Origin of the sequence: Campylobacter concisus, from assembly GCF_002914195.1 — a bacterium.
Classification (GTDB): domain Bacteria; phylum Campylobacterota; class Campylobacteria; order Campylobacterales; family Campylobacteraceae; genus Campylobacter_A; species Campylobacter_A concisus_M.
In genome coordinates, this window is record NZ_PPAU01000108.1 from 308435 (window position 1) to 316894 (window position 8460).

The 8460-nt window shown below is 38.7% G+C and carries 8 protein-coding genes; 3 read left to right on the top strand and 5 right to left on the bottom strand.

Going from position 1 to position 8460, the window contains the following annotated elements; all coding sequences use genetic code 11:
• Positions 1–89 precede the first annotated feature (89 nt).
• The 3 genes from CYP28_RS07560 to CYP28_RS07570 all read right to left on the bottom strand — a co-directional run bounded on the left by CYP28_RS07560 (position 90) and on the right by CYP28_RS07570 (position 2217).
• Positions 90–1058: a phospholipase A gene (locus CYP28_RS07560; RefSeq protein WP_258032498.1), complete on the bottom strand. Its 969-nt coding sequence runs from the start codon at positions 1056–1058 to the stop codon at positions 90–92.
• Positions 1048–1623: a molybdenum cofactor guanylyltransferase gene (locus CYP28_RS07565; RefSeq protein WP_103593722.1), complete on the bottom strand. Its 576-nt coding sequence runs from the start codon at positions 1621–1623 to the stop codon at positions 1048–1050. Before CYP28_RS07565 ends, CYP28_RS07560 begins: the two co-directional genes overlap by 11 nt.
• A gap of 105 nt (positions 1624–1728) precedes the next feature.
• A complete protein-coding gene (locus CYP28_RS07570) occupies positions 1729–2217 on the bottom strand; it encodes a hypothetical protein (protein ID WP_103593723.1) in 489 nt (162 codons plus the stop codon).
• Positions 2218–2345: 128 nt separating this feature from the next.
• Here CYP28_RS07570 and CYP28_RS07575 point away from each other — a divergent pair, with 128 nt between their 5' ends.
• The gene (locus CYP28_RS07575) at positions 2346–2603 is read left to right on the top strand and encodes a SemiSWEET family transporter (protein ID WP_021091682.1); all 258 of its coding nucleotides are present in this window, start codon (positions 2346–2348) and stop codon (positions 2601–2603) included.
• Between the two features lie 307 nt (positions 2604–2910).
• On the opposite strand, the gene leuC is transcribed toward CYP28_RS07575, so the two are convergent.
• Positions 2911–4176, bottom strand: coding sequence for a 3-isopropylmalate dehydratase large subunit (gene leuC, locus CYP28_RS07580; protein ID WP_103593724.1), 1266 nt, complete (start codon positions 4174–4176; stop codon positions 2911–2913).
• Positions 4177–4258: 82 nt separating this feature from the next.
• Positions 4259–6370, bottom strand: coding sequence for a TonB-dependent siderophore receptor (locus tag CYP28_RS07585; RefSeq protein WP_103593725.1), 2112 nt, complete (start codon positions 6368–6370; stop codon positions 4259–4261).
• A gap of 232 nt (positions 6371–6602) precedes the next feature.
• Here CYP28_RS07585 and CYP28_RS07590 point away from each other — a divergent pair, with 232 nt between their 5' ends.
• Together CYP28_RS07590 and CYP28_RS07595 are read left to right on the top strand one after the other, a co-directional pair.
• The gene (locus CYP28_RS07590) at positions 6603–7925 is read left to right on the top strand and encodes an NFACT RNA binding domain-containing protein (RefSeq protein ID WP_103593740.1); all 1323 of its coding nucleotides are present in this window, start codon (positions 6603–6605) and stop codon (positions 7923–7925) included.
• Between the two features lie 2 nt (positions 7926–7927).
• The gene (locus CYP28_RS07595) at positions 7928–8272 is read left to right on the top strand and encodes a hypothetical protein (protein WP_103593726.1); all 345 of its coding nucleotides are present in this window, start codon (positions 7928–7930) and stop codon (positions 8270–8272) included.
• The last annotated feature ends 188 nt before the right edge of the window (positions 8273–8460 follow it).

Below are 8460 nucleotides of genomic sequence, written 5' to 3' on the forward strand. Positions count from 1 at the left end.
TTTTGATTAATTAAATTTTTTGACATATTTGAGTAAATTTATGATTATTTGCCTAAATTTAGCCATTTTATAAGTTTAAAATTTTTAGCTTATTTTAAAATAACAAAACCAAGACCAAATTTATCAGTATGCCTATTATAATCAATCAAACTCTCGCCATATCCCGTAAAATACTGCAAATAGCCATAAACGCCAGTTGAAAATATCGGAAACATATATGAAATTTCAGCGGCACCTTTATTTGTTTTATCAAAATGTAAGTTATTTCTTAGCATCAGGCTAAAAATGTGATCATTAAGGTTGTAACTAAGCCTTACATCACCATGCCCGATGTATTTTAATATATCTTTATTATCGCCCTTATTGCCCACTACCATCCAAGCTCTTGGCGAAATGCTAAGCTTGCCAAAAACAAAATCACTTTGCACATAAGCTCTATTCCAGCTTCTTGAATTGCTACCATCTCGTCCATTTGACTCATGCAAAAGTCCAAATTTTAGGCTTTTAACACCTATTTGATCCAAATATTTTGGCGAAGCAAAATTTAGAAAAATTTCTGGCTGATAGTTCGTTTCACGAAATGGCGCTGAAGTTCTTGTTATCTGCCACCAAGATGTCTGCGTGTAGGCTGCTACAAGGCTCTCCCTAAACCCAAATAGGTCATAAAATAACGGCTTTGCAAGGCTTATTTGAAACTTAGTTTCAACGCTCTTTCGCTCATTGTTTGGCACATTTTTAGCATAAGTTACTGGCAAAAGGTAGTTAAATTTATAAAGCTCGATACCAAGTGCATTTTGTAAATTTTTATCACTTTTATCTTCTCTTAAAAGATCAGCTTGCTTTAGCTTCGCCTCTCTTGGTGCTGGCTCGCTCTCTTGCACATTTTGTATCACGCTTTGCTCGTTTAAAGAGCTTTTGGCTAGCTCTTTATAAATTTGCATAGCAGCCTTTATATCGCCGCTTTGCTCCAGCTCTTGTGCCCTTTTAAAATCATCTAACCCACTTGCTATCAAAAAACTAAGACCAAGGCTTAAAAATAATAAAATTTTACTCATCATCTATCTTCTTTTCTTGGATTTTCTTTGCCATTTCGTATTCGTCAGGGAAATTTACATTAAAAAACTGCTCACTATCTTTAAAATTTACGACTTTGCATTTACAGCTTTTTCTCAAAAGTCCGATTTTATGCTCATTTTTTAAATAAAACTCATGAGCCAAAGTGGCAAGCCCTGGGCTAAAAAAACCACAAAGCGAGTGAATGTGATCATTATCACTAGCAACGACCATGTCAAATTCATCTTTAAATTTAGCAAGCTCCTCCAAACTTTTAAGATCAAAAAATGGCATGTCGGCTGGTATCACAAAAATGCTATGATCAAAATTTTTAAGAATGGAGTAAAGTGCGAGCATTGGCGAATAGTTATTGCTATTTTCATCTTTTATAAGCTTTAGTGGCGGGCTAAATTTTTCAAATTTTGAGCTTACATAAACTTCGCCAAAAACTTTGCTAAATTTCGCAACCTCATAATGAGTAAGCGTCTTAAAACCACCAAATGGCAAAAGTGTCTTATCTTGCCCCATACGCGAGCTTTTGCCACCTGCTAAAATCACGCAAGTTTGCATCTTTTCCCTTAAGAAAGTTATGAGGCTAAATTTAGCTAAAAGCGGCTTTGATCTACCAAAAATATGCGATAAAAACTTATTTTTGTTTATGCTACTTGTGAAATTTTAAGCCTGCTTTACCCTTTTCATTGTTAAAAATTCCTCATAGCGACGATCAATGATAGCTTTGATCAAGGCATAGTTTTCTTGTGAGTTTTCTATATAAAAATAGGCGTTATCAAAGTATTTTTCACCAAATTTTTTCGAAACAAAATCCGTATAATCCTGCAAATACCAACCATACATTTTGGCAAATTTTGTCCGATCAGTCGTATAGTAAGCTTTTGCAAAGGCTTTACCAACAGTATTTAGCTCCGCACTTCCAAGTACGCCGTCCATAGCGTCAAAAAGATACTGACGATAGTTAAAATTTTCGTCCATCTGTGCTATATCGTCCGCAAAATCTGCTGCAAATTCCTTTGAATAAAATTTGTGTTCCATGCACCAGCGAAAGAAAAATGCAATGTGTGTCACACCGTTTTCATGCGGTATATCAGTCGGCGCATCTTTCGCACCCCAATGCCATTTTGCTTTGTCATATACTATATCTGGCATTTTTATCCTTTTAAAATGCTCAATTTTACTAAAACCATCTTAATCGCAGTAAAAATCATGGCTATTTTATCCATTTGCTTGCTATGATTAAAAAAAGATATAATGGCGCTTTTATTTAAGGAGAAGCAATGAGCGAAAAAAATCTACAAATTTTAGGCTGGATCGGCACATGCCTATCAGTTGTTATGTACTTTTCATACATCCCACAAATAATGGGCAACCTTGACGGCAACAAGACGCCTTTTATACAGCCACTAGCAGCTGCACTAAACTGCACGATCTGGACAAGCTACGGCTTATTAAAAGCTAAAAAAGACTATCCACTTTCTGCTGCAAACTTCCCAGGCATAATCTTTGGTCTTTTGGCTACGATAACAGCGTTTTAATACGCTAATAAAGCCGGTAAATTTGCAAAAAATAGCGGGATTTACTGGTTAAATTAATCCATACAAATACTTTAAATTTTTTGATATTTCACAAAGAATTAACTCAATTTTGTCAATTAGAAAAATAAAAGCTTTTTTTAGAAGAGATACTTTTAAATTTTATTTGATTATGTAAAAACAAGCCTAGAGCGGCAAGATTTTAAGATAGATTTGGATGTTGTGACGAAATTTTCACACAAGATAAAACACGTAGTTTATCAAAGTGTGGAAATTTCTAACTCATTCAAAGATACTTAAAAGCTAACGCCTATAAGTCCCTTGGATCGACGATTTTACCTGCTATGGCTGAGGCCGCTACAACTGCTGAGTTGGCTAGATAAATTTCACTCGTTCTATCGCCCATACGGCCTACGAAATTTCTATTTGTCGTTGAGATACAGCGCTCATTTGCACCTAAAATTCCCATATATCCGCCAAGACAAGCACCACATGTTGGGTTGCTCACAACCGCTCCTGCTTCGACGAAAATGTCGATTAAGCCCTCTTTTTCGGCAGCTCTTGCGATCTTTTGCGTCGCTGGGGTGATGATGAGCCTTGTCTTGCGAGCTACTTTTTTGCCTTTTAAAATTTGTGCTGCGATGCGAAGGTCGCTTAGGCGGCCATTTGTGCATGACCCGATAAATGCCTGATCGATAGTTAGATCGTCATGAACCGCCTGTCTTACGCTCTTGCCGTTGCTTGGCAAAAATGGATATGCTATGACTGGATCAAGGTTTGTAACATCGATCTCTAAAATTTTGTCATATTTTGCGCCCTCGTCTGAGTAGAAGAATTTTGGTTTATCGCGTAAATTTTTATCTTTTAAAAACTCTTTTGTGATCTCATCAACCGCGATGATACCGCTCTTTGCGCCCGCTTCGATCGCCATGTTGCACATTGAAAATCTATCATCCATGCTAAGACCCTCTATCACCTCGCCACTAAACTCAAGTGCCTTGTAAAGTGCACCATCAACACCTATTTGTCGGATGATCTCAAGGATGAGATCCTTGCCGTAGACGTGCTTATCAAGCTTACCTTTAAATATGACTTTGATGCTCTCAGGCACTTTAAACCAGTTTTTGCCAGTGATCATCGCATAAGCTAGGTCGGTGCTGCCCATGCCAGTGCTAAACGCTCCAAGAGCGCCGTGTGTACAGGTATGGCTGTCTGCACCGATGATGACGTCGCCTGGGATGACTAGCCCTTTTTCAGGCAAAAGTGCGTGCTCGATGCCCATATCTTTTTCATCAAAATAGTTTTTAAGATCGTATTTGTAGGCAAATTCGCGTGAAATTTTGGCTTGATTTGCGCTTAGGATATCTTTTGTCGGGATGTAGTGATCCATCACGATGGCAAAGCCATCTGGGTTAGCTAGCTTTGTCGCACCACTTCGCTCAAACTGCTTGATCGAAATAGGCGTCGTGATGTCGTTGCCTATGATCATATCGATCTTGCTCTCGATGATCTCTCCTGCGCTTACCTCTTTGCCAACGTGATCTGAAAATATTTTCTCGGTAATAGTTTGTTTCATAAATTTCCTTTAAATTTTAGACGATTTTAACAAAAATAGCTAAATTTAAAGGAATTTTACTAAGCCAAAAGGCCTAGTAAATTTAGAATTTAACGCTAGCTGTTAGCATAAACTGACGAGCATAGCCTGGTTGTATCGGTATGATATTAGCATCCGTACCAGTAGATGAGGATGTATAATAAAGCTTGTCGGTCAAGTTTTTGACGTTAAAGGCGAAATTTGTCTCATAGCCCGCGATCTTGGTATCGTAGCTGATGAAAGCATCGTAAACAACCGCACTATCCATCTTGAATGCCGTTCCTGCTGGTACTGCAGGTAAATTTGTCCTCATATAGTATGTATACCACGAGCCAAAATATCTAGCTCCACCGCCGATCCTTAGACCTTTTGCGCCTAGGTGGCTAAAGTCGTAGTTAGCAAACAAGCTGGCTTGGTGCTTTGGCGTAGCTTCTAGCGGTTTGCCCACTAGCACGGCAAACGCTCCGCTATCCTTTCGCACCTCAGTTTTTGTGAATGCGTAGCTAGCGCCCACGCTTAGTCCTTGTGTCACGCGGCCGTTAAAGTCAAACTCAAATCCTCTAGAGCGCGCCTCGCCCACTGGCGTACTCACGCCACTTACGGTACGCATGATGTTTTTCTTATTGATATTAAAAACCGCCGCACTAGCCGTTATGCTATCGTTTTGAAATTTAGATCCAAACTCTATACTTTTGCCCTCTTCAGGCTTTATATCGCCGATATCGCCTTTCATAGCCATTTGCGGATTGAAACTTTGTGCGTAGTTGGTATAGACCGACCACTGAGGCGTTAGTAGATATAAAAGCCCAGTTTGCCACGTAAATTTGCCATCTTGCTGATCTGTGCTATTTGGTCCACTAGTTGTGCCGCGAGCTACTTGGTCGTAGTATTCATACCTAGTTCCTAAAGAATAGATTAAGTTTTCAGTTAAATTTATGCTATCTTGTGCGTAAAATCCGATAGTTTTTAGCTTTTGATACTGAATGCTTGACTCCCTGGCAGTTGGTAGTCCTACTCTTCCATAGATAGGGTGATATATGTTGATGCTTAAGTGGTTACCCGTATCTTTTAGGCCACCTGGTCTATAGCGGTAGTATTCCTTTGCGTCAATGCCAAAGAGTAAATTATGCTCTATCTCACCGGTTTTAACGTAACCGTTTAAATTTAATGACCCTGCGTGCGTGCGGTGGATAAATCCGTCGTAATATTCGTTTCGCCTAGTTGCTGTGCCATTATTTAATACATTCATTAGCCTTATGTGGCCGTACTCGTGCTTTGAGCGAGAAAATGCATAAGCGCCCTTTAGTAGCCAGTTTTCACCGAGATTTTTCTCGAAATTTACATCTAACGTGTCAAGCTTTGTTTTTAGCTTATTAAATGGCTCGTCAAGGCGTCTTTTCTTATCTATGGGTAGTAGTTTTCCAGTGCTTGGAATGAGATACATGCCTCGGTCAATCGGATCGGTCGAGCGTGTGTGCGCATAGGCTAAATTTATGCGGTAGTCATCGCCTTTATACGAAAGTGATGGCGCAAAGAGGACGTTTTTATATTCGCCAAACTCTCTCCAGTAGTCCTTTTGCATAGTATCAAATATAAATCTATACGCAAACCCGCTCTCCGCAATAGGTCCTGTGGTATCAAAGCCCGCGTTCCAGTAGTTGCGGTTGCCGATACCAGCCCAAATTTCGTTTGAGAAGTCGTATTTTGGCTTTTTAGTGACCATATTTATGATACCGCCTGGCTCTTGCGCGCCGTAAAGCAAGCTAGAGGGGCCTTTTAGCACCTCGACGCTTTCTACGGTTTTATTAAAGCTATGCATGACGCTAGACGGTACGCCGTTTCGCATGATCGAGCCGTCGCGTCCGCCGCCAAAGCCTCGCTTAATAATCGAGTCAAAGATACCGCCCGTGGTGTTTCCGTAGCTAACTCCGCTCACATTTTGAAGGCTCTCAGCTAGGGTCTCTGGCTTTTTATCCTTTAGTTGCTGCTGGGTTACGACGTTTACCGTCTGCGGGATCTCTAAAATAGGCGTATTTGTTTTGCCTACTTCGCTGGTTTTGGCTCGGTATCCATCGTCTGCGCTATCTTCAACGCTGATACCATCTAAGCTTACATCAGTAGCATTTAAAGCAGAAATAGCAAAACAAAGCACCGCACTAATGCGAAATTTATTCATCTATTATTCCTTAAAATTTTAATATTATAAAAATAGTTATCATTATATATAAACAAGATTTAAATTTTTATGAAAAAATTTACGAAAAATTTATATTTCAATAACATTACAAATGAAGCATTTTCAAAATTAAAAATAGAACCATAAAAAACAGATCTTTACTATTCTGTCACAAAAAGTGATGAAACTTTTGTTAAAACATTTTTGCAACATTTCTGATATAATCTTTAGCATGAAGTACGCACATTTAGTTCAAATAGCAAGTTATTTATCAAATTTTACAAAGATAAACCAAGCAAAACGCATCAATGATATGGCTATTTTGATCGAATTTAATGGCGAGAAGATCATCTTTGATCTAAATAAATCAAACTCTGCTATTTATAAAGACGATGAGCAAAAAGAAGCAAAAATTTATCAAGCGCCTTTTGATAATGTGCTAAAAAAGCGCTTTAACGCCTCGCATATAAAAAGCGTTGAGTGCTTAAAAGATAATAGAATTTTAAAATTTATCTGTACGCAAAGTGGCTCATATAAAAGTGAAAATTTTATCCTCTATCTTGAATTTACCGGCCGCTTTACAAATGCTGTGATAACTGATGAAAATAACGTAATCATCGAAGCGTTAAGACACATCGATAATAGCTACCGAAAGATAGAAACCGGCGAAGTTTTAAAGCAGCTTCCAGCCATCGCTATCAAAGAAAAACCGTGCGAGCCCATAACTGACTTTAAGGCGTTTTTTAGAAGTGAAGCGGCCAGAGTAAATGAGTCCAGGATAGCTAGCTTAAAAGAGGCGAAGCTTGCAAGCGTACAAAAAAAGATAGATAACATGAGCGAAATTTTAAACTCACTTGAAGACAAAGATGAGCTGATGAGAAAGAGTGAAGAAGCTGCGAATTTAGGATCGCTTTTGCTTGCAAATCTGGGCAATTTTAAGGGCTATGAGAGAGAAATTTGCCTGAAAGATTTTGATGGCAATGAGATAAAACTAACTCTTAGCGATACACCAAAAAACAGCGCAAATGAATTTTACACAAGATCAAAAAAATTTCGTGCAAAAGCCATTGGCGTGGAGATAGAAAAGAGAAATTTAAGCGAAAAGATCGAGTTTTTTGAAGGATTAAAATCTCTTTTAAAAGAAGCGAACAGTCTTTATGAGCTTGAAATTTTAAGCCCAAAAAACAAAGCAAAACAAAGAGAACGCCACGTAAAAGATGTGAGTGAAAATGCTGAAATTTTTTACGTTAGAGAATTTAAAATACTAGTTGGTAGAAACGAAAAAGGCAATATAAATTTGCTTGACCTTGCCAAAAAAGACGATATATGGTTACATCTAAAGGATACCCCAAGCGCTCATGTCATTATTAAGACAAACAAGAGCAAAGTGCCAGAAGATGTGCTAGAAATGGCAGCTAAATTCTGCGTGGAATTTAGCGTAAAAGGAGCTGGTAGATACGAGGTGGACTACACCAAACGTGAAAATTTAAGGCGTGAAAATGGCGCAAACGTCACTTACACAAACTACAAAACAATCATCATAAATAAAGGCTAAAAATGGCGGTAACACCCTTAGGAAATAGTAACTTTATAAATCAAAATGCCCCAGTAGTATCGCAAGTGCATGCAAATCAACAAGCTAGATTTGATATGCAGTCTTTGATGGCAGCTGAGCTTGCCTCGCAACAAAGTGAAGAGATCAAAGAGGTGCGTCCGATGGAAGAGTCTTATAAAATAGACCCTGAAAAGGAGCATGAGCGCCAAAAAAATGAAGAAGAGGCAAGTGAGTTTGAGAGCGAAAGACAAAATTCAAGAGATAGTGACGAAGAAAATTTGGACGATATAGCAGATAATGAGGAAATAGTACCTAGCGAACATCACATGCTTGACATAACTATTTGATGCCTAAATACCCCAGCCCCACAAACACTACATCTCAAGCCAGCAATACTACCCCAACACCTAACCCTCCTTCAAATTTTTAACACAGTAAATGATAAAGAAAAACTTTTTAAGATCCACTCTGACTCACCCAAGGCCTGCCCGCTCGGTAGCAAGATCGAAGGTCTCTTAACCATCCCCCTCCTAAA

Bases quoted from the DNA above. Each gene is read 5' to 3' on its own strand.
- CYP28_RS07585 (WP_103593725.1), bottom strand. From the start codon at position 6,370: ATGAATAAATTTCGCATTAGTGCGGTGCTTTGTTTTGCTATTTCTGCT.
- CYP28_RS07565 (WP_103593722.1), bottom strand. From the start codon at position 1,623: ATGCAAACTTGCGTGATTTTAGCAGGTGGCAAAAGCTCGCGTATGGGG.
- CYP28_RS07575 (WP_021091682.1), top strand. From the start codon at position 2,346: ATGAGCGAAAAAAATCTACAAATTTTAGGCTGGATCGGCACATGCCTA.
- CYP28_RS07595 (WP_103593726.1), top strand. From the start codon at position 7,928: ATGGCGGTAACACCCTTAGGAAATAGTAACTTTATAAATCAAAATGCC.
- CYP28_RS07570 (WP_103593723.1), bottom strand. From the start codon at position 2,217: ATGCCAGATATAGTATATGACAAAGCAAAATGGCATTGGGGTGCGAAA.
- CYP28_RS07590 (WP_103593740.1), top strand. From the start codon at position 6,603: ATGAAGTACGCACATTTAGTTCAAATAGCAAGTTATTTATCAAATTTT.
- leuC (WP_103593724.1), bottom strand. From the start codon at position 4,176: ATGAAACAAACTATTACCGAGAAAATATTTTCAGATCACGTTGGCAAA.
- CYP28_RS07560 (WP_258032498.1), bottom strand. From the start codon at position 1,058: ATGATGAGTAAAATTTTATTATTTTTAAGCCTTGGTCTTAGTTTTTTG.